Origin of the sequence: Legionella resiliens, from assembly GCF_021344005.1 — a bacterium.
GTDB lineage: Bacteria > Pseudomonadota > Gammaproteobacteria > Legionellales > Legionellaceae > Legionella > Legionella resiliens.
On record NZ_JAJTND010000003.1, the window covers coordinates 375,973 to 396,421 of the forward strand.

Genomic DNA, 20,449 nt, shown 5'->3' on the forward strand with positions numbered 1-20,449 from the left:
ATTTTTTTGATTTGGAGTTTATAAATATAGGGCTTGTAAGTCGTTGGTGTAACGTCTGCCAAAAGCAGTAACTTGCCAGTATGTATCCGTGAGGGTTATTAGTTTTTTTTGCTCTGCTGTTTTGAGTTTAGGGAGTAAATAATTCAATGGCAAGCTTGTAGTTTGCGTGAAGAGTTCTAACGGGATGGCTTGCTCCAATCGGGTGGCGTTGAGCATAAATTCAAAAAGAAGATCTTGGGGGTTAACTGTCTCTATACTCGCCAAAAAAGGTTTGCCGTAATCAAGATATTCTTTAGGCTGACGATGTTTGCGTGTTCTTAGTATTCCATTTTGGGTGGTGATTTTGCCATGAGCACCTGCCCCTATGCCCAGGTAATCACCGAATAACCAGTAATTTAAATTATGTTGGGCTTGTCGCGCAGGTTTGGAAAAGGCGGAAATTTCGTAGCGTTCAAAACCGGCTTCTTTAAGTAAAGCGAGTCCTTCTTCTTCCAGAATCCAGGCTTCGTCTTCAGAAGGTAATGGAGGTTTTTCTTTATAAAATACTGTATTGGGTTCTATGGTTAATTGATACCAGGACAAATGCTCTGGTTGGTGCGCTATCGCAGCACGTAAATCCTCAAGTCCCTGAGCTACACTTTGCTTGGGCAAACTGTGCATGATATCCAGATTTAAGTTGTTGAAACCGGCATTACGTGCGGAGTCGATGGCACGATGTGCCTGTTGTGCGTCATGGATGCGCCCCAGAGTGTAAAGATGCTCCGGATTAAAGCTTTGAATACCCAAGGAAAGCCGATTAATACCAATTTGCCGATACTCAGTAAAGCGTTGCTGTTCTACTGTCCCTGGATTTGCCTCCATAGTGATTTCAATATCTTGGGCAAAGGACAAAAGATACTTTAGTTCAGTGAATAAGGTATCGTAGGCTTGAGCAGAAAAAAGGCTTGGGGTACCTCCGCCAATAAAAATGGAACAAATTTCACGGGTTTCAACGTGCTGCAAATCAGTTTTTAAATCAGCAATTAGGGCTTGAACATAATTTTGTTCCGGTAAAATCTCAGGACTTTTATGGGAGTTAAAGTCACAGTAAGGACATTTGCGAATGCACCATGGAATGTGGATGTACAACGATAAAGGAATCATTACTCTTTTTAGACTGGCTTGTTTGAGAATGCAATAGTATCATGTTGCGAGTTTTCAAACAAAAAATGTAATCATTCATGTTGTGTTCTTCCCGCTTAGCGAGAGAGAGTTTTCGATGATTACCTGAAAAACAAGAGGAAATCACATGACAAATAAACGAGTTAGAGTTGCTGTTACTGGAGCAGCTGGACAAATTGGTTATGCATTATTGTTTCGGATCGCTTCGGGACAAATGTTTGGTGCAAATACTGAAGTGGAATTAAATTTGCTTGAGCTTGAAGCCGCACTCCCTTCTTTGGAAGGAGTTGCTATGGAGTTGGACGATTGTGCCTTCCCCTTATTGAAGCGTGTGATTTGTACTTCGGATATGAATAAGGCAATGGACGGGATAAACTGGGCGTTATTGGTAGGCTCTGTGCCTCGCAAGCAAGGTATGGAACGTTCTGATTTATTGCAAATTAACGGTGGAATATTCACCAAACAAGGCCAGGCGATAAATGATTATGCAAGTGATGATGTGCGCGTATTTGTAGTCGGTAATCCATGTAATACAAACTGTTTAATCGCCATGAATAACGCTAAAGACATACCTAATGATCGTTTTTATGCTATGACTACCTTGGATGAATTAAGATCACGCACGCAATTGGCAAAGAAAGCAGGGGTCGATATTACTGCGGTCACCCAAATGACTATTTGGGGAAATCATTCTTCCACTCAATATCCTGATTTTTATAATGCGAAAATCAATGGAGTTTCTGCAGCTAAGGCTATTGATGAGTCTTGGTTGAAAGAAACTTTTGTTTCGACTGTACAGCAGCGTGGTGCTGCAGTAATTAAAGCACGAGGTTCATCTTCAGCCGCTTCCGCTGCCAATGCCGTTATCACTGGTGTCAATCATTTAGTTACTGATACTCCTGCTGGAGAATCATTCTCCATGTGCCGTAGTTCTAAAGGGGAGTATGGTGTGGATGAAGGTTTAATCTTCTCCTTCCCTTGCCGACGTGAACATGGTGAATTAAAAGTAGTTGAGGGTTTGCCTTTTAACGATTATGGCCGTGAAATGTTTGACAGAACTTTAGATGAGCTAAGACAAGAGCATGATACAGTGAAGTCTTTAGGCTTATTGGATTAAGGATAATTTCTTTATGTAGCCTGGGTGAAGCATCGCTGTGGAACCTGGGTTCCTGCTATTTTTATCAATTAAATTTGTGGCTTGGAATACTCATCTTCTGCCAATGAAGGATGCTCTTGATGATTTTTATATTCTTCACTTTGGTATATTTGAAAAAATTCAGAATCATCTAAAGTTTCTTTAGCTTTGGAATTACGTAGAAGCGTAGAAATTGAGCGCCCATTAGATAATATTCCGTTCAGCCTCTCTACGAGTTGTTCCACCTGGACGAATGGATTCGGATCTTCTGGCAGTAATTCAGGCAAATATTGGATTATTGCATGAGCTATTTGCTCATCAGTTAAGTAAAAAATTAAGCGTGTGCCCGAGATCTGGATAAAATTTTCTTTGGACTCCATAATTAAACGCGATAAAAAATCTGGATCTTTTTTCAAATGTGAAATAAGTCTTTGACTAAATCCAAGTTGTTCTCGATGAGCGATTAACTGAGAATGCAGGCTGGGGTCTTGCTCCGTAAAGGTTTTTTCGGACATTGCATTTAACCAGGGGACAAAGTCGACATCTTGTAGATGGTTGTGGAATGGGAACCTTGGTGAGGTTTTAGATTGAACAAGGTACATATCCCAATCAATAGCAGGCATGTGATGTTGTGCAGCCAAAGAATTCATTGAATTTTTTATAGGCTCAAAATTTATACCCCATTTCAAAAAGAGAGACAAGGCGGCACCTACTGTTTTTACCAGCTCAATGAAAGTAGCCTTTTCATTGGGCTGATAATTTTCGATTGCTTCCTTGAGCTCCTGGATTTCAAAAAAAGTATATTTTCCGCTATTTCTTGGTCTTACCAAATAAAAAACGGATTCAACGGCATTTTTTAGCGCAGAAAAAGGGTCATCCATAGATTTGCCCTCAACCGGAGTAGGCCCTTCTTTAAAAGTAGATTATAAAAAAAGAAAATGCCAAGTTTTTTACATATTGCCTTTAATAAAATTGAATTTTGCAAAAAAAGCGCTTTAATTCCGGTGTTTTCTGGTGCGGTGCAGCATGATTTGAGTTTCAGATTGATTCCGAAAAATTATCGAGTTAACGGTATGCTGCGTGGGTATCCGTGATTGTTTCGAGCCATTCTGATACAATAGTTTGCAATTTTTTCTTTATGTGGTGGAGATATGCAGTCTTTCAAAGTGAGCTGTGTGGTTACTATTGCCATTGTATTATGGGCTTCAGCATTCGTTGGAATACGCATTGGATTATCCGCCTATTCCCCAGGAGCACTTGCCCTTTTACGCTTTATAGTCGCTTCACTGTGTATGTTGATAATCTACTATGGCTTAGGCATTAAAAAACGAGTGGTATGGAAAGATCGGCTTCAATTACTTCTTACTGGCATGGCTGGTATAGGTATTTATAATATTTGCTTGAATTATGGCGAGTTGAGTGTTTCTGCTGGCATAGCCAGTTTTGTTCTTGGGTTAATGCCGGTGTTGACTGTTATTTTATCGTTGATTTTTTTACAGGAGAAGCTGGCTCGTGGCGTTTGGGTCGGTATGATTATCAGTATATTAGGGCTGGCTTTATTGGCAATTGACAACAATTCAGAACCTGGAATGCAGCAGGGAATTTTGGCGATCCTGGTTTCTGCCTTGATGGGTGCGATTTTAACAATTATTCAAAAGCGCTTCGTGAGTGTTTATCATCCTGTTGCGATTATTGCTTGGGTGATGTGGGGGGGAACGCTGTTGTTATCCATATTTCTGCCTGACATGCTTCAGCAAATTCAAATTGCAGATTTTCAAACTACCGCAGCTGTTGTTTATATGGGTATTTTCCCCGCGGCGATTGCTTATTTGGCATGGGCTTATGCGCTGAAATATTTATCTGCTTCTAATGCATCCATCATGCTCTACGCCCTTCCTGTTGTATCAACCTTAATGGGATTTCTCTTGCTGGATGAACAACCTTCATTACTTTCTCTTGTTGGCTGCAGCATTACTTTGGCAGGCGCTTTTATCGCCAATCGCTTTCAAACACGCTTTTCTTTTGTTCAAGAAAATGCAACTTTTTAATTGATTAAAGAGCAATCAAAACGCGAGTCCCGTTTCGCTGCACCATAACCTAGTCATCTCTCTGAGTCCAGCAATAATCCAACGTCCCAGCCCCCACACTTGTTCGTGGGGTTGTCCGCGAAATCCAGAGGCTCGGTGCTAAACCACTGGATTCGCGGACAAGCCGCGCGGTGAGGCAGCGATGTACCCTGGAGGCAGTTCGCTGCGCCCAGGTTAAAGATTCTTACTTATTCTCTGTGAAAAGATAGAAACAGGGTTTATACTTTTGATTTTGATGTCATTTGTGAGAGTACTCATGGAATTGAGAATTGATAATACCCCGTTTAAAGCGTTATTTCAGCCTTTAGATTTAGGCTTCACTCAATTAAAAAATCGCTTGTTAATGGGGTCCATGCATACTGGACTTGAAGAAGATAAGGACAGTTTAAATCGTTTGGCGCAATTTTATCGAGAAAGAGCACTTGGGGGGGTAGGATTAATCACAACAGGTGGTTTTGCACCGGATAGAGCCGGACGTTTAGCCCCGTTTGCCGCCAAATTGACAAACAGTAAAGAGCAGCACAAACATGAATTAATCACTCATACAGTACATGAAGCAGGTGGCAAAATTATTCTGCAAGCGTTGCACGCAGGTCGTTATGGTTATCATCCATTTATTGTCGCACCCAGCGGCATCAAATCACCTATTAGTCCTTTTAAACCTTGGGTAATGAGTCAATATCGCATTAAAAAAACCATTAAACATTTTGCGCGATGCGCCCGACTTGCCCAATTAGCCGGCTATGATGGCATCGAAATCATGGGCAGTGAAGGGTATTTAATTAACCAGTTTATTGTCACGCATACCAATCAGCGTCAGGATGAATGGGGCGGTAGTTATACGAATCGTATCCGCTTTCCTATTGAGGTAGTTCGAAGTGTTCGTGAAGCAGTAGGTGAGAAATTTATTATCATTTTCCGTTTGTCGATGCTCGATTTGATTGCAGAGGGAAGCAACTGGGAAGAAGTAGTCATTCTGGCCAAGGCAATTGAAGAAGCAGGTGCTACGTTGATTAATACAGGTATTGGTTGGCATGAAGCACGAATTCCAACGATTGCTACCATGGTTCCTGCAGCAGCATTTACTCATCTAACCCAACATCTGAAACCCGAAGTTAACATTCCGGTAATTACCTCAAATCGCATTAATACACCTGAATTAGCCAATCAACTAATTGAGTCCGGGGTTGCAGATATGGTCTCTATGGCGAGACCCTTTTTAGCCGATCCCTTATTTGCAGAAAAAGCCAAAAAAGGGGAAAGTGAAGCGATAAATGTGTGTATTGCCTGCAATCAGGCGTGTCTTGATCGAGTCTTTGTGAATAAAACAGCTTCCTGTTTGGTGAATCCGCGTGCATGCAACGAAACTGAATTGATTTATGAGGTGACCCCCACACCTAAATCCATTGCTGTAGTGGGTTCAGGGCCTGCCGGGCTTGCTTTTGCTACGGTTGCGGCAGAACGTGGGCATAAAGTGACTTTATTCGAAAAAAGTGCTCAACTCGGCGGGCAATTTAATCTGGCAAAAAGAATTCCGGGGAAGGAGATTTTTCAACATACTCTGGATTATTTTAATTATCAATTGCAGAAATTTAAGGTAACTATTCTTTTAAATACTGAAGCAACGCTTGAACAATTGCAGGATTTCGATGAAATAGTTTTAGCCAGTGGAATTAAACCACGTATTCCCGATATCAATGGCATCAATCATCCTAAAGTGGCAAGTTACATCGATGTGATTACTGGAAAAAAAGAAGTCGGTCAACGAGTAGCTATTATTGGTGCAGGTGGAATTGGTTTTGATGTGGCCGAATTTTTAACACATGAGCATCCAGTTCCCAAGGAGCAGTTTTATAGTGAGTGGGGGATTGATATCTATGGAAAATATCGGGGTGGAATTAAACCTCCTGAAATTACCCCTAGCCCTCGCGAAGTCTATTTATTACAACGTAAAAAAGAAAAAATGGGCAAACGTCTGGGTAAAACAACAGGATGGATTCATCGTTCAAGTTTGAAACATAAACACGTTCAGATGATTTCAGGGGTGAATTATGATGCGATCGATGATGAAGGATTACATGTACAAATCAATGAAAAAGCACAGGTTCTCCCCGTAGATACAGTAGTGATTTGTGCGGGACAAATCGAATTGACTGAATTGTTCACGCCTTTGAAAGAGGCAGGAAAAACTGTGCATTTAGTGGGCGGTGCTTATAAAGCATTGGAGCTTGATGCACGCCACGCAATTGATCAGGCATGTCGTTTAGCGGCTCTAATTTAAAAAATAGCCTTGATGTTCCCAAATAAAAGATGTAACCTGTTGCTTGCAACCAAGATTATCTTATAGAATATGTACCAATAAATCCTGGCTGCGAGCAGCCAGGCTACGGCAGTAAGGTGGGGGACGCAATTTAGAAAAAGTCGTGTTATAGTTACTTCACTCCAATTATCGCTTTGGACTTCATAGCTTATATTTCAGTTGATGCTTTCCCTAATCATTTCATAAATATAGTGCATTATTCTGTTTATTTTGTTATTATACTGTTCAATTTTATATCACTCGGCCTTTTGTAGGTTATTTTTTAATCGATCAGGATTTTTATGTCTCAAGAAATCACAAGCTTCATATCCTTCAATTTTTCAGATGCTTTAAACAAAGCACTAGAGGATATGAAGTTTACCACTCCTTCGCCAATTCAAGTTCAAACGATTCCTTTGCTTCTGGAAGGTCGGGATGCGATTGCTCTAGCACAAACAGGAACAGGAAAAACTGCTGCTTTTGCCTTGCCTATATTGCAAAATTTAACCCCTAATGTACAGAGTACTCAAGCTTTAATTTTAGCCCCTACTCGTGAATTAGCGATTCAGGTTGCAGAACAGTTTGAATTATTAAGTGCCAAGCAACGTGGAACCACTGTTGCTGTTCTATGCGGCGGACAAGATTACGGTCGTCAATTAAAACAATTAAGAGCAGGTGCTCAGGTCGTGGTTGGAACTCCAGGGCGCATTTTAGATCATATCGATAGACGTACTTTGCAATTAGATAATTTGCGTACATTCATTCTGGATGAAGCAGATGAAATGTTACGTATGGGGTTTATTGAAGATATTGAAACCATTATGGCAAAACTGCCGGAAAAGAAACAAATAGGTCTCTTTTCAGCAACTATGCCCCATCGTATACGCCAAATTGCCAATACTTATTTGCATAATCCTGCTTCTATCGAAATACGCGGAGAAACAGCTACAGTAAAAAGTATTGAGCAGCGCTTTTTATTTGCTTCAGGGCATCAAAAGCCTGATGCATTATTGCGAGTACTGGCTGTAGAAGAATATCAGGGTGTTATTGTATTTGTGCGCACTAAAAGCAGTACTGAAGAAGTTGCCGAAGTATTACAACAACAAGGGCTACGAGCCATGGCCATTCATGGTGATATTACCCAGGCCTTACGTGAACGCATTATCGCACAATTCAGACAAGGAGCAATTGATATCCTGGTCGCTACAGACGTTGCTGCTCGTGGTCTGGATGTGGAGCGGGTAACTCATGTGATTAACTATGATTTACCGCATGATAATGAGACCTATGTACATCGCATTGGAAGAACAGGTAGAGCCGGGCGTTCCGGAGTGGCTGTTTTATTTGTAACCCCTAAGGAATCACGTTTAATTACAAGTATTGAGCGACATACACGTCAGCGTATTTCCAAGGTAACTGTACCCAATGACCATACGATTCAGGTTGCACGCCAGCAACGTTTTATGGCGAGCATCACAGCACGTTTAGAACATGAAAACTTACCTTCATACAAACGAATTATTGAAGAATATATTAAAGAAAATGATGTTTCTGCAGTAGATGTTGCTGCCACACTTGCTTTATTGTTAAACAAAGATTTACCTTGGCAAAAAGAGCAAGCTTTGCCGAAATCACCACGTCCAATTAAAGAAAGTCGTGAGCATGGTGGTAAATTTGAGCGCTCTCGCGATGAGCGAAAAGGGTTTGCTGCAGACAAGAAAGGTTTTCGCGAAGGACGTAAAAAAATCAATGACGAATTTATAGGTCAAGATTTATTCCGAATCGATGTAGGTAAAATTCATGGAGTAAAACCAGGCAATATTGTTGGCGCGATTGCTAATGAAGCGGGTTTGCAAAGTAAACACATTACTGGCCTTAAAATTCATGAAGATCATTCAACGGTGCGTTTACCTAAAGGTATGCCTAAAGAAGTAATGAGTGATTTAACCAAAGCTTGGGTTTGTGGACGCCAGTTAAAAATAACTTTGATTGGTAGTGGAGCATAAAGGAAGGTCGAGGAAAGAATCGGCTAATCCGGGTTCTGCTTCGTGGGACCGAATCTTCTATATTCGCTGCAAAACCAGTCCAGCGCTACTCCGACGTCCCGCAGCTTGTCCGCGGGATCCAGGGAATATGCTAAAATAATGGATCCTGCGGACAAGCCGCGGGGTGTAGGCAGGGATTTGATCAAGAGACAATTCGCTGCATCTGGGTCGGTTAGATTTCTACGCTTTATAAGACAATAATGCTATTGTTGTTGCAGCTGCAGCCATGACAACCAAACCAGCAGTCACCGGAGTAAAAAAGGAATAGGGATTTTCATTGTTTTCTATTTTGTTTTTAAGCTCCGTTTTAATTTGCTCGATATTTTTTTTTACTGAATCAATCCTGTTATTTGAATTGGTATTTTCAGTCATCCTAGGTAGGTATTTATCCAGAAATGCCTCATTGGCAGCATTTACTTCCTGAGCACGCTTATCACTTTCCGAGTAAAATGATAAAGAGCTACGCGCAATTGCTTCAAAAACAGTGGCGCTCAAGCTGAGCTTGTCTTGTTCATTCCATTGCGATGCATCCGTTATTTTGGTGTTAAGTTGGTAGCGCGAAGTAGGAACTTTATTTTCAGTATAATGATGAACTGCTTCTGCTAACTCCTCATCGTGAGCAAGAATTTGTTCCATACACTCAAGACATTTGAGGATAAATTTTTGTTTAAAAGTCATTACTTAAGCCTCCCAGCAAAAATATTAATATAAATTTCTTTTGATTGGGGAGCAATCGAAAAACCCCAAAGGTTGTTTTTTTGTTTATGAAATAAGCATGATTTTGACCTGGAGGGCTATTTTTATGGAGTTTGATTTTATTTAACCCATTGATAAATATATAAAAATAATAAAATATAGGTTTATGCAAAAAAATTGCTTATGAACGATTTTTCATACTATAATGCGGATTGACTTTGTTTTTAAAATAACCAGATACACTCTTCAAAATTCAGTGCAGTAGCCATTTGTGATAAGATGTCACTGCTTTTTTTAGGATTAGAACTTAAGGGTATTCATGAAACTGTTAGCAACTATAGGGGCATTTTTATTTTCTGGAATTGTTTGGGCTACACCTCTTCATAATATAGTTGTATTTGGTGATAGTTTGTCTGATAACGGTAATTTATATAAATTTATGAAACATCAATTACCTCCATCCCCTCCATACTTTGAAGGACGTTTCTCTAATGGCCCCGTCTGGATTGAGCATGTAATTGCCTCTTATTTTCCTGAAAACCCTACTGAGCATCTATTAGATTATGCATATGGTGGCGCTGGTGTGTCTGAGGAAGAAGGAGATGATGAAGTATTGTTTACTTTGAGAAGAGAAGTAAAAAATTATTTATTAGAACATAATGACAAAGCGAGTGAAGACAGTCTTTTTGTTATATGGATAGGCGCAAATAACTATCTTGCATTTCCCGCAGAAATTGAAAAAACACTTCACGATGTGCATGCAGGTATTGTGCATAGCATTCAGCGTTTGGTAGAAAAAGGTGCAAAACATATTTTGGTGGTTAACTTACCCGATTTAGGACGAACTCCCGCTGCAATTGAATTTGATTCAGTTGATGCGATGACCTATTTTGCCAAGGAACATAATAATTTATTAAGGAAATCAATGGATGATTTTCAGCAAGAATACCCGGATGTAGAGTGGCTGTATTATGATCTGCATAAAGCCTTTGAAGAAGTCATGACGGTTCCTGAAAATTATGGTTTTACAAATATAACAGGTACCTGCGTTAATTCTGTAGTTGAGGATATAACAAAAACATCGGTCTTAAAAATGGTGACCTCTGTGAAACATGAAATGAATGCGGATGGTTGTACTGGGTTTCTATTTTTTGATTTAGTACATCCAACTGCATTGGCGCATAAGATCCTGGGCGATAGAGCCAGAGAAATGTTGGATCAAGCAGGTATCGAGTTGACGGATTAGATGAAGTACTATCCTTCAATGTAGCCTGGGTGCAGCGTAGCGGAACCCCGGGCAGAGATGGTTAAATTTTTCCGGGTTCCGCTACGCTGCACCCAGGCTACAGTTCATTTTCAATCGATTCAGGCTCATTTATTAGGATGATATGAAATATATTACAAGGACAGTCCTAATCTTTTTTTTCGTATGCTCAACTTTATTTGCAGACACATTGGTGATCAAAGTTGACGGTAAAAACATCGATTTACCTTACTGGTCTCCAAAAAAAGAAAAATATGGGGCAGTTCTCTTAGTCAATGGTGGTTCACAAGCACATTCCTCTCTATTGTTGGATAATCTGGCAAATGAATTAGCTCAAAGTGGATGGCAGGTTGTATTGCTCAATAACGACAGCAGCATTACTGTACCCTGGATCAAACAATTTCCCGAGGTGGTTGCTGCTTTACGCAAACAAAAAAATATACGGGTTGTGATGGTGCACTATGGAGAACAATTAAAACAAACATTCGAATATTTGGGAAAACCTCCCGTGCCCCAAATTGAAGGTTTGATTCTCTTGTCTGCCTACAACACTCCTCCAACTGCAGATAAAAAACTTGAATTAAATATGCCTGTTTTTGATATTGTTGGTCAGTTTGATTATGACCTAATCAAGCAAGAAATGGCAGCAAGAAAAAAGGAATTTGCAAAAAATAAAAACAATTATTTAGCTATAGAAATACCGGGAGCCCATCACGATTATGAATACAGTAGACAACTTCTTTTTTCATTTATCCATGGTTGGATGGTAAAGCTCCCTATGCTTCAACCTAAATCTCCGCCGCGGATGTACTCTTATCTAGTTCCAATCGCTGCTTTTTTCAAGAATCAAGTGGCAGAAAATAAGAAGTCAAATTGGAGCGGTTATCTTGAGGAAGTTGCTGAACTGTAAAGATCAACGCCTACTGAGGAAAAATTTAATTTTGCATACTTTTAACGAAAAGCGACCTAAAAAATACTTACAGACCCATCTATACTCCGTATAGTAGCCTGCTGGGTGCAGCGTTACGGAACCCGGGTTTCGCTGCGCTCACCCAGGCTACAATGAAGCAAAACAATGTGAACGATCTCTTTGTGGCCTGTGAAGCTTACCAGCCTTTACTGGTGCAAATTAATTCATATGCTTTTACAATTTTCTGGGTTTTTTCATTTGCCATTTTTATCATTTCTTGCGGTAAGCCCTGGGAGATTAATTTATCCGGATGATTACGGCTTAATAAACGTCTATAGGCTTTTTTCACTTCTTGTTTGCTCGCATCGGAGGGTACTTCCAAAAGCGCATAAGCATAGTCCAGGTTTGTTTTTGTGGGTTGATAAGTATATCTGCTGTAGGATGAATACGACTGCGAAGACGAATCGGATTGTCGCGATTGTTCTGATTGTTGCTTGGCATCATTTTGCGGCTCTGATGAGTAACTTGCGTCGCCAAAATCTTCATAAAAGCGATATTGTTTGTGAAGTGGTGCAAAACCCAGCTTGGAAAAAATCTTATCCAGGACTTTGATTTTTTTTGAATCCAGTCCATCAGTCTGGGCTGCTCGATATTGAATATCAATAAACAGCCGTAACAAGTCACGGTTTTCTTCACAGATTTTTTTTAAATTTTCGAGGGCGGAATCTAAGTTAAACTGAGGTTGCTTTCCCTCATTAAAGAAATGTTTCGCCAATGTTTTTTGTTCGCTGCTTAAGCGCATTTCATCCATGAATAAACGTGCCATATTCAGTTCTTGTTCACTGACGCGACCATCGGCCTTAGCTAAATGCCCCATAATGGAAAAGGTGGCTTCAAAAAAGACTTTTTGTATTGCTTTGCGTTTTTCGGTGTAATATATCCAATGAGGATTAGAAAAATAACTATATAAACCACGATCAAAAAAATTACCTACTAAAAGACCAAAAATTGCCCCTATAGGACCATCGATTAAATAGCCAAAAAATGCGCCAATAATCTTTCCCCACCAAGTCGATACAATAAAAAATTCCCGAAAAGACATTAAAAAGGATCCCTTAAAATTAAGTCATTAAATTTGATTTTATCGCTTATACCACATTTTAAGTATATACTGTCGATTTTTGGGTTTGGTTTTATATGCGATTTCTTTACTCTTTTTTAATGTATTTGCTGACTCCTTTTTTACTAATTCGCTTGTGGTGGAAAGGGAGAAGCTTACCTGCATACAGGGAGCGCATATCAGAACGTTTTTTTCTTTGTAAACATGAGTATAAACCTTTTGACGTATGGATTCATGCTGTATCTTTAGGCGAGGTTATTGCGGCTATTCCCCTCATTGATGCCATGTTGGAGAAAAATTGGTCTTTAATGGTTACTACCATGACGCCAACCGGTTCTGAACGAGTGCAAGCACGCTTTGGTAACAAGGTGGCTCATCAATATCTACCCTATGATCTTCCCGGCGTACTTAAACGTTTTTTTAAACAAATTCGACCGCGTGTGGGTGTTATTATGGAAACTGAATTATGGCCGAATTTAATTTATCAGGCTCGGGCAGCAAACGTCCCTTTATTGCTTGCTAATGCACGGATATCTGATGATTCTTTGAATGGGTATAAAAAGATTAAATTTTTAATTAAACCGATTCTGAATCAATTTTTTGCCATTTTAGCGCAGGGAGAAGAGGACGCGCGACGTTATATCGTGTTAGGGGCAAGAAAGGAGATAGTCCATATTTTGGGAAATATGAAATTTGATTTACAGACTAATACGATAGACAGTAAGCGCTTTAGCGATTTAAAAAGTCATTGGGGAGCCGAACGTGTGGCAGTTATTGCAGCAAGCACTCATGAGAATGAAGAGGCACAGATTTTATCTCATCTAAAACGGTTGCAACAAGCGATTCCTGGCGTTGTCTTATTAATTGCTCCACGCCATCCTGAACGATTCCAGGCGGTTTATCAATTATGTATGCAATCAGGATTTAAGACCGGCTTACGCTCTAATTTAAATACCCTAAGCTCTGAAAATGAGATTGTGGTATTAGATTGCCTGGGCGAGCTTTTAGGGTTATATCAGATTAGTGATTATGCTTTTGTAGGAGGTAGTTTGGTTCCGGTAGGGGGACATAATGTCTTGGAACCAATTGCAATGAATGTTCCCGTGTTAAGTGGAAGTCTGGTGCATAATTTTAAAGCCATTTGCAACGACTTACAGGCTGCTCAGGGTATTTTATTGGTACGCCAGGCAAACGAAGTAATCGATGGGATTATTAAATTGCATTCTGATCCCAAGTTTCGTCAGCAGATGATTCACAATGCTGCTGCTGTTTTTGAAAAAAATAAAGGATCTGTGATACGCCACTTACAGCAAATTGAAGGGGTAATTTAGGGATTTATACTGCCGCTACTTTATATTACCTTCTATTATGTACCGCGCTTAATTTCTTCGTCTACGTACCAGGGGATCTTGCTCTAGAAATGCTCAGCGGCATCTTAAAATATCGTTCTGGATACCGCGCATAAAGCGCGCTACGTAGGAAAGCAGTACGTAGAGAAATTTAAAGCAGTACGTAGAGAAACTTAAGTGGTACATGATAAATTTAAAAAACTGACGATCGTTCAGGCATAAAGCGCGGTAGGTAGGCGAAAAAATTAGTGGATGTTTCTTATCAAAAAACTGACGATCCCTCAGGTCATTTTGACCCTACAATTGAAACACAGGTTTAAATTAGAGGCGTCGAGATTTTAAAATTATCAATGCAATGAGTGATTGTGGAATGTACTTGTTGGGTCGAAACGACCCAACCTACTCGATCATTTCTGTCTATGCAGGGATGACCGTTTTTTTAGGTATAACTGAAATTTTTACTAGGAACCTTGATTTTGTTTTTCTTTGATCTCGGACAAAGTCTTGCAATCAATACACAAAGTCGCAGTAGGTCTTGCTTCCAAACGTTTGAGGCCGATTTCGATACCACAGGCTTCGCAATAGCCGAAATCTTCATTTCGCAAACGTTCTAAGGCATCCTCAATTTTCTTAATTAGTTTACGCTCACGATCACGAGTACGTAATTCAATACTGAATTCTTCCTCTTGACTGGCTCTATCTGAGGGATCTGGAAAATTAGCCGCTTCATCTTTCATGTGCGTCACAGTTCGATCGACTTCTTCCATCAATGATTGACGCCAAGCTAGCAATATTTTTTCAATATGTGCTAACTGCTTTTCATTCATATATTCTTCCCCTGGGGCTTCCTTGTAAGGGGTGATTCCCATACTACCTATTGCGTCGTTTTTCACGTTGTGTCGTCTCTCATTGGTTTTATCAATTAATTGTTCGGTCATTTTAGCTCCCGTCCCCAACTCGTGTACAACCTGGGTTTACAGAAAGCGGATAGGTATACCAAAAAACCATTGTATCATCAATAAATTTATCGCCAACCCCCACTTACTCTGTCATTTCCCTGAATGTCTTGCCAACACTGTACGTTTTTATACTGTAACTTATTAAGTATAGTCTGTACTTTTAATTTTTGATTATAACCATGTTCTAGCAAGATCAGGCCGCCAGGTAGAAGGTGCTCATAACCTTGTTTAATAATACATTGTAGATCAGCTAAGCCTTCTTGACTACTCACCAAAGCATTTCGTGGTTCAAAACGCAAATCACCTTGGTGTAAATGGGGATCGTATTCTGAAATATATGGCGGATTAGCAACAAGAGCATGGTATTGCCGGTGTGGAATGTTACTAAACCAATTGGATTGATAAAAGCTTACATTCTTTATCCTATGGTTTTGCGCGTTTTCTTTAGCAATATTTAAGGCTTCTTGGCTGATATCACCAGCAATAATGTGCCAGTGCGGTCTTTCTTTAGCAAGTGCTAAGGCGATGGCTCCGCTTCCTGTACCTAATTCCAATATGTACATATCCGGTTGATTGGGGATAAGTTCCAGGGCGAGTTCGACTATTCGTTCTGTTTCATGGCGTGGAATTAAAGTATGTTCATTGACTTTTAAAGTAAGTGACCAAAATTCACGCTCACCGATGAGATAGGCAATGGGAACCCCTTGAGCTCTTCGTGACATCAAATGTTGAAAGGTTTCCCATTGTTTTGAAGTTAATAAAGCTTCAGGATGTGCAAAGAGATAAGCCCTGGTTTTGTGTAAAGTGTAGCAGAGTAAAATTTCTGTTTCCCGATCCGGGTTTTTTCCCAGAGCTTCACGAATACTAATCATTTCGTCCTAGCTCTGCGAGCAACTCTGCATGATATTCACGTTTTAAGGGTTCAATTACCAAGGACAAATTGCCTTCCATCACATCGGCAAGTTGATAGATTGTCAAATTAATCCGATGATCCGTGAGTCGTCCTTGTGGGTAATTATAAGTACGAATTCGTTCAGAACGATCACCAGAACCTACCAGTGACTTACGTGTTTGTGCTTGTTCTTTTTTCTGCTTGCTTTGTTCTGCATCCAGCAAGCGTGTTTTAAGTAAAGACATGGCTTTGGCACGGTTTTTATGTTGTGAACGTTCATCTTGACATTCCACTACAACGCCAGTTGGAATATGCGTGATGCGTATGGCTGAGTCTGTTTTGTTAACGTGCTGCCCTCCAGCGCCTGAAGAACGGTACGTATCGATTCGCAAATCATCAGGATTAATTTGAATATCATCAATTTCATCCACCTCTGGCATAATCGCTACCGTACATGCAGAAGTATGGACACGTCCTTGAGATTCAGTTTCAGGAACACGTTGTACGCGATGAGCACCCGATTCAAATTTAAGTTGTGAATAAACTGCGTTACCGCTAATGCGCACGATAATTTCTTTATATCCACCATGCTCGCCATGACTTGCACTAATTAACTCTTGCTGCCAGCCCTGATCTTCTGCATATCGACTGTACATGCGATAAAGATCTCCGGCAAAAATTGCGGCTTCATCGCCTCCTGTTCCTGCTCTGACTTCAAGATAAATATTACGCTCATCATCCGGATCTTTAGGAATCAAATGCCACTGTAATTGTTCGTCAAGTTCTTCTACTTCTTGTTGCGCAACTTCCAATTCTTCTGCAGCCATTGACGCCAGCTCCGGGTCCTCACTTTCGAGTAGCTCCTGCAGTGAAGACAAATTATTTTTGGCTTCGATATAGGTTTCATAGCATGTTGCTACAGGCTCCAGTTGTGCGTATTCTTTGGAAAGAGTCTTAAACTGATTTTGATCGGCAATAACCGATGCTTCAGATAATAAGCGACCAACTTCCTGATATCGCTCAAGCATTTGCTGCAGTTTGAGTTCAAGAGATTTCTTCATAGGATGATTGATGTGTTGTTGTATTAAAAAGATATTGTGCCAAGGTAAATAAATCTTCTCGGCCATCTTTAGCGATTTGCCTTAAACCAGCAGTAGGATTATGTGTGAGTTTATTGACCAGGCGTTCACTAAATTCATTTAAAACGATCTGCTGGCATTGACCGGCAGAAAGTTTTTTCAAGGCTCGTTGTAATTCTTTTTGCGCCAGGTCTTGCATTTGGCTGCGGTAATCGCAAATGACTTTCTTCGCTTTAAGCGAGCGATGCTTGCGAATGTATTTATTCAGTTCTTCATCGATTAATTGTTCTGCATGTAATGCAGCATAGCGTCTTTCTTCCATACCTTTATCGATCATGGTTTGCAAATCATCAATGTTATAAAGTTGTATTTTTCCTAATTCCTTAATGTTTTCTTCTACATCTCGAGGAACAGATAAATCCAAAAAGAACATTGGATTATGATGTCTTTGATTTAATGCCTGTTCGACAAGGCTTTTATTAATAAAATGGATAGGACAATTTGTAGCAGAAACAATGACGTCTGCTTGAGGTAAATATTCGGCAATGTCAGTAATTGGAATGGTTTGCCCATTAAACGAACTGGCAAGTTTCTCCGCATTTTCCAGTGTTCTGCTTGCTATCATAAAGCGTTCAACACCTTGCTGGCGCAAGTATTTTGCAACCAAAGAAGCGGTTTCCCCGGAACCAATGAGGAAAACATTTAACGATTTGTAGTCGGTAAAAAGTTGGCTTATTAATTGGACTGCTGCATAGGCAATTGAAACGGGATTTGAACCAACACCACTTTGGTTGCGCACCCGTTTTGAAGCACTGAAAACATATTCAAAAATTGGACGTAATTGAGTTTTTATTGCACCAAGGTTGCATGCATGTTGGTACGCCTGTTTCATTTGCCCAAGAATTTGAGGTTCACCAATCATCATGGAATCTAAACCGCTGGCAACACGTAAAAGATGTTTGATTCCCTGGTTGCCTTTATGAACATAAAAAAATGGGGACAATGAGTCCAATGGTAATTGATGTTCTCTAGTAAGCCAATGTGCAATGACCTGAGAATCGTGAGCATCACAATAAATTTCTGTGCGATTACAGGTAGACAAAATAGCAGCTTCATTCACTTCTGGCAGAGTTAACAGGCTATGGATCAAGGAATCCTGGGTAGCCGGAGATAAGGCGACTTTTTCACGCACGTTTATTGGAGCAGTTTTGTGATTCAATCCGCAAGCAACAAACACCATAAAATATAAATTATTTGAATATGAATTATTGAGTTAATCGTGGGATTGTAAACGATTAGTCATTAAATTTGTAGTGCAAGCAGTCTTATTTCTTTATTCTGATTCAAGAAAAATGATTCTATAATCTAATAAATAAACAGCAGAAGCCAAATTATCACTTTGACTCTACTTAGACTTCAAAAAAAATAATTGTAAAATTAAAGTACAATTTTATTCGGCCGCTAACAATAGTAGAGGGTTTTATACAAAATCCCAAGTTATGGGGAGATCGTCATGGATATAATCCTGCAAGGTGAGCATAGCGGCGAAGAAGCAGCACAAAGTTTGGCGCGTGTATTAGAATTATTTAAAGAACGATATCATATCGCTGGATTTCGAGAAATTCATTTAACAGTGACGTTAATTGATGAGCAAGGTGATGATGTCGAGTTAGTTGATAGTGAATCGAATCAGGCGTATCGGGTTTTTGAAGTGTATCGTCAAGGTTATGAATTGAATGGTAAGAAAGGAACACCCTTATTGCAATTGATCGTTGATAACACGCGGCCCCGGTGAAGGAGTAGCTTATGTTTTTGGCAATTATCGCCATAATTCTTACATTGATTTTGGTAGTGGGGATCCATGAGAGCGGACATGCAATAGCAGCGCGCATTTTTGGAGTAAAAATCAAAAAAATTTCCATAGGTTTTGGCAAGCCGCTGTTGCGCTGGCAAAGTCCAAGCGGTTGTGAATGGGTTTGGGCATTTTTTCCTTTAGGGGGCTACGTTCAATTAGAAAATACACGGATTAGTCCAGTAAAGCCTGCACAATACTCCGGATGCTTTGATAAAAAACCTATTTGGCAACGCATTTGTATTTTATTGGCCGGGGCTGTTGCAAATCTAATTGTTGCTTGGGTTGCTTTGGTTTTGGTGTACAGCATAGGTCTTAGATACACGTTACCAGAAATCAAGGAAGTGCTTCCTAATAGCGCCGCTTCCCAGGCGGGAATGCTTCCTGGTGATAAATTCATCTCTATGAATGGTTCAGCGATTCCAACATGGAATGATGTAGGCATGCGGTTAGTTATTCTTTGGGGAAAGAAAGATATTCCGGTTACACTTATTCGTCCCGATGGCAAAGAGGCAAAAGCAACGCTTGATTTAAGCCATGAGCAATTTCATGGAGTAAAAGGATCGTTATTGACCCAATTGGGGATTAAACCTAATTTATCTGCGGCAAAAAGTACCCTGCAGGCTTCATCTTTTATGGATGCAATCCAGAAAACAAATGAATTTATGGCCAATATGGTTTATTTTTTCCTGATGATCTTGAAACAATTATTTACTGGAGTAATCCCTTTTTCAGCCTTGTTAGGTCCTATAGGCATTTTTGCCGCTTCCGTGGCTTCACTTACACAAGGGGTAGTTGTTTTTCTATTTTTTATAGCCACCTTAAGTCTGGCTGTTGCCGTGATTAACCTGTTTCCTATTCCAGGATTGGATGGAGGTTCCATAGTTTATGCAATTATTGAAAAAGTCCGCGGCAAAGCAGTATCTGTTCCCATGGAGCTTTTATTGCATCGGTTGGTAGTTATTGTGTTTTGTGTGCTCTTGGTTCACTTATTAATGAATGATCTGCAACGAATCTAGGCTTTCTACTGTCTTGACTAAAATGGTCTGAGAGATAGTTAGTTCTTTGGTAAGGAAAACTCACAAATCACTTAGACATTTTGACTCAATTTAGCGAAATGAAAACAGGCCTTTCTAAATTTAGGATGATTTACTTTTGTTTCAATACGGATTTGCTTAACGCTTGAAAAGTAATTACAATCGCGCGCAGTTTATGCAAAAAAGGGACAAATTATGTATCGAAAACTAGAGCAACTACAAGGGCGAACCGCGCGACAAGGACAAGGTTATGCTCAATTCTTTTCAAAAGAAGAAAAGAAACCAGTAGAAAAAAATATGATCCACATTAAGATTAAAAATACTCAATTAAATATCAATAAAGGTCATTTTGAAGGCAGTTTAGGGGCAGCTGAAGAAGCAATCCAATCTTTTGCAGATCAGAATGAGATAACCTATAAATCTCTTGGGCATGGATATGGAACTTTGACTGTTCAAGGCGTGAATCACCAGATTACTCCTTATGGCATTGATATTTCTATGATGTTGGAATACTGTAACATTGACGAATCCGAACTCACCCAAAAGCTCGAGATGCCTTAACAA

18 protein-coding genes are annotated in these 20,449 nt (G+C 39.9%); 10 read left to right on the top strand and 8 right to left on the bottom strand.

Going from position 1 to position 20,449, the window contains the following annotated elements; translation table 11 throughout:
- Positions 1–18: 18 nt before the first annotated feature.
- Positions 19–1,143: a radical SAM family heme chaperone HemW gene (hemW, locus tag LXO92_RS05275; protein ID WP_182351698.1), complete on the bottom strand. Its 1,125-nt coding sequence runs from the start codon at positions 1,141–1,143 to the stop codon at positions 19–21.
- A 145-nt stretch (positions 1,144–1,288) separates the two neighbouring features.
- Between hemW and LXO92_RS05280 the strand changes: the two genes are divergently transcribed.
- The gene (locus LXO92_RS05280; RefSeq protein ID WP_182351699.1) at positions 1,289–2,278 is read left to right on the top strand and encodes a malate dehydrogenase; all 990 of its coding nucleotides are present in this window, start codon (positions 1,289–1,291) and stop codon (positions 2,276–2,278) included.
- 68 nt (positions 2,279–2,346) lie between these two features.
- On the opposite strand, the gene LXO92_RS05285 is transcribed toward LXO92_RS05280, so the two are convergent.
- Entirely contained in the window at positions 2,347–3,177 is an 831-nt protein-coding gene (locus tag LXO92_RS05285; RefSeq protein ID WP_182351700.1) for a hypothetical protein, read from the bottom strand.
- Positions 3,178–3,447: 270 nt separating this feature from the next.
- Between LXO92_RS05285 and LXO92_RS05290 the strand changes: the two genes are divergently transcribed.
- From LXO92_RS05290 to LXO92_RS05300, 3 genes are all read left to right on the top strand, one after another.
- The gene (locus LXO92_RS05290) at positions 3,448–4,344 is read left to right on the top strand and encodes a DMT family transporter (protein WP_232890513.1); all 897 of its coding nucleotides are present in this window, start codon (positions 3,448–3,450) and stop codon (positions 4,342–4,344) included.
- Positions 4,345–4,639: 295 nt separating this feature from the next.
- Positions 4,640–6,664 carry an NADPH-dependent 2,4-dienoyl-CoA reductase gene (locus tag LXO92_RS05295; protein ID WP_232890514.1) on the top strand — a complete coding sequence of 675 codons (2,025 nt, stop codon included), beginning with the start codon at positions 4,640–4,642 and terminating at the stop codon, positions 6,662–6,664.
- Positions 6,665–6,984: 320 nt separating this feature from the next.
- On the top strand, positions 6,985–8,688 hold the full coding sequence (locus LXO92_RS05300; protein WP_182351703.1) for a DEAD/DEAH box helicase: 1,704 nt from the start codon (positions 6,985–6,987) through the stop codon (positions 8,686–8,688).
- A 219-nt stretch (positions 8,689–8,907) separates the two neighbouring features.
- Here LXO92_RS05300 and LXO92_RS05305 read toward each other — a convergent pair whose 3' ends face one another.
- Positions 8,908–9,405, bottom strand: coding sequence for a hypothetical protein (locus LXO92_RS05305; protein WP_182351704.1), 498 nt, complete (start codon positions 9,403–9,405; stop codon positions 8,908–8,910).
- Positions 9,406–9,742: 337 nt separating this feature from the next.
- Between LXO92_RS05305 and plaA the strand changes: the two genes are divergently transcribed.
- Both plaA and LXO92_RS05315 read left to right on the top strand, forming a co-directional pair.
- Positions 9,743–10,669, top strand: a complete 927-nt coding sequence (plaA, locus tag LXO92_RS05310) for a GDSL family lysophospholipase PlaA (protein WP_182351705.1) — start codon at positions 9,743–9,745, stop codon at positions 10,667–10,669.
- Positions 10,670–10,811: 142 nt separating this feature from the next.
- On the top strand, positions 10,812–11,597 hold the full coding sequence (locus LXO92_RS05315) for an alpha/beta hydrolase (protein ID WP_232890515.1): 786 nt from the start codon (positions 10,812–10,814) through the stop codon (positions 11,595–11,597).
- Positions 11,598–11,793: 196 nt separating this feature from the next.
- Here LXO92_RS05315 and djlA read toward each other — a convergent pair whose 3' ends face one another.
- Complete coding sequence (gene djlA / locus LXO92_RS05320) at positions 11,794–12,699, bottom strand: co-chaperone DjlA (protein ID WP_232890516.1); 906 nt, start codon at positions 12,697–12,699, stop codon at positions 11,794–11,796.
- 95 nt (positions 12,700–12,794) lie between these two features.
- Between djlA and waaA the strand changes: the two genes are divergently transcribed.
- Positions 12,795–14,048: a lipid IV(A) 3-deoxy-D-manno-octulosonic acid transferase gene (waaA, locus tag LXO92_RS05325; protein WP_182351708.1), complete on the top strand. Its 1,254-nt coding sequence runs from the start codon at positions 12,795–12,797 to the stop codon at positions 14,046–14,048.
- 479 nt (positions 14,049–14,527) lie between these two features.
- Here the strand turns inward: waaA and dksA are convergent, their stop codons facing one another.
- The 4 genes from dksA to hemA form a co-directional block, all read right to left on the bottom strand.
- Positions 14,528–15,004 (bottom strand): RNA polymerase-binding protein DksA, encoded by a 477-nt coding sequence (dksA, locus tag LXO92_RS05330; protein WP_031562609.1) that lies wholly within the window; start codon positions 15,002–15,004, stop codon positions 14,528–14,530.
- 86 nt (positions 15,005–15,090) lie between these two features.
- A complete protein-coding gene (gene prmC / locus LXO92_RS05335) occupies positions 15,091–15,897 on the bottom strand; it encodes a peptide chain release factor N(5)-glutamine methyltransferase (RefSeq protein ID WP_232890517.1) in 807 nt (268 codons plus the stop codon).
- Positions 15,890–16,978, bottom strand: coding sequence for a peptide chain release factor 1 (gene prfA / locus LXO92_RS05340; protein WP_182351710.1), 1,089 nt, complete (start codon positions 16,976–16,978; stop codon positions 15,890–15,892). The genes prmC and prfA overlap by 8 nt, the downstream gene beginning before the upstream one ends.
- Positions 16,962–18,236, bottom strand: coding sequence for a glutamyl-tRNA reductase (gene hemA, locus LXO92_RS05345; protein WP_232890518.1), 1,275 nt, complete (start codon positions 18,234–18,236; stop codon positions 16,962–16,964). Before hemA ends, prfA begins: the two co-directional genes overlap by 17 nt.
- 273 nt (positions 18,237–18,509) lie before the next feature.
- On the opposite strand from hemA, the gene LXO92_RS05350 reads away from it, so the two are divergent.
- The 3 genes from LXO92_RS05350 to LXO92_RS05360 all read left to right on the top strand — a co-directional run bounded on the left by LXO92_RS05350 (position 18,510) and on the right by LXO92_RS05360 (position 20,446).
- The gene (locus LXO92_RS05350) at positions 18,510–18,791 is read left to right on the top strand and encodes a hypothetical protein (RefSeq protein ID WP_182351712.1); all 282 of its coding nucleotides are present in this window, start codon (positions 18,510–18,512) and stop codon (positions 18,789–18,791) included.
- Between the two features lie 11 nt (positions 18,792–18,802).
- Positions 18,803–19,867, top strand: a complete 1,065-nt coding sequence (locus LXO92_RS05355) for a M50 family metallopeptidase (protein WP_182351713.1) — start codon at positions 18,803–18,805, stop codon at positions 19,865–19,867.
- 213 nt (positions 19,868–20,080) lie between these two features.
- Positions 20,081–20,446 (top strand): hypothetical protein, encoded by a 366-nt coding sequence (locus LXO92_RS05360; protein ID WP_232890519.1) that lies wholly within the window; start codon positions 20,081–20,083, stop codon positions 20,444–20,446.
- Positions 20,447–20,449 lie beyond the last annotated feature (3 nt).

What these genes read in the sequence shown, in the direction of transcription:
- LXO92_RS05290 (WP_232890513.1), top strand. Translation starts at nt 3,448, where the DNA reads ATGCAGTCTTTCAAAGTGAGCTGTGTGGTTACTATTGCCATTGTATTA.
- prfA (WP_182351710.1), bottom strand. Translation starts at nt 16,978, where the DNA reads ATGAAGAAATCTCTTGAACTCAAACTGCAGCAAATGCTTGAGCGATAT.
- hemA (WP_232890518.1), bottom strand. Translation starts at nt 18,236, where the DNA reads ATGGTGTTTGTTGCTTGCGGATTGAATCACAAAACTGCTCCAATAAAC.
- dksA (WP_031562609.1), bottom strand. Translation starts at nt 15,004, where the DNA reads ATGACCGAACAATTAATTGATAAAACCAATGAGAGACGACACAACGTG.
- LXO92_RS05295 (WP_232890514.1), top strand. Translation starts at nt 4,640, where the DNA reads ATGGAATTGAGAATTGATAATACCCCGTTTAAAGCGTTATTTCAGCCT.
- LXO92_RS05280 (WP_182351699.1), top strand. Translation starts at nt 1,289, where the DNA reads ATGACAAATAAACGAGTTAGAGTTGCTGTTACTGGAGCAGCTGGACAA.
- LXO92_RS05285 (WP_182351700.1), bottom strand. Translation starts at nt 3,177, where the DNA reads ATGGATGACCCTTTTTCTGCGCTAAAAAATGCCGTTGAATCCGTTTTT.
- LXO92_RS05300 (WP_182351703.1), top strand. Translation starts at nt 6,985, where the DNA reads ATGTCTCAAGAAATCACAAGCTTCATATCCTTCAATTTTTCAGATGCT.
- LXO92_RS05360 (WP_232890519.1), top strand. Translation starts at nt 20,081, where the DNA reads ATGTATCGAAAACTAGAGCAACTACAAGGGCGAACCGCGCGACAAGGA.
- LXO92_RS05355 (WP_182351713.1), top strand. Translation starts at nt 18,803, where the DNA reads ATGTTTTTGGCAATTATCGCCATAATTCTTACATTGATTTTGGTAGTG.
- hemW (WP_182351698.1), bottom strand. Translation starts at nt 1,143, where the DNA reads ATGATTCCTTTATCGTTGTACATCCACATTCCATGGTGCATTCGCAAA.
- LXO92_RS05350 (WP_182351712.1), top strand. Translation starts at nt 18,510, where the DNA reads ATGGATATAATCCTGCAAGGTGAGCATAGCGGCGAAGAAGCAGCACAA.
- djlA (WP_232890516.1), bottom strand. Translation starts at nt 12,699, where the DNA reads ATGTCTTTTCGGGAATTTTTTATTGTATCGACTTGGTGGGGAAAGATT.
- LXO92_RS05315 (WP_232890515.1), top strand. Translation starts at nt 10,812, where the DNA reads ATGAAATATATTACAAGGACAGTCCTAATCTTTTTTTTCGTATGCTCA.
- LXO92_RS05305 (WP_182351704.1), bottom strand. Translation starts at nt 9,405, where the DNA reads ATGACTTTTAAACAAAAATTTATCCTCAAATGTCTTGAGTGTATGGAA.
- plaA (WP_182351705.1), top strand. Translation starts at nt 9,743, where the DNA reads ATGAAACTGTTAGCAACTATAGGGGCATTTTTATTTTCTGGAATTGTT.
- waaA (WP_182351708.1), top strand. Translation starts at nt 12,795, where the DNA reads ATGCGATTTCTTTACTCTTTTTTAATGTATTTGCTGACTCCTTTTTTA.
- prmC (WP_232890517.1), bottom strand. Translation starts at nt 15,897, where the DNA reads ATGATTAGTATTCGTGAAGCTCTGGGAAAAAACCCGGATCGGGAAACA.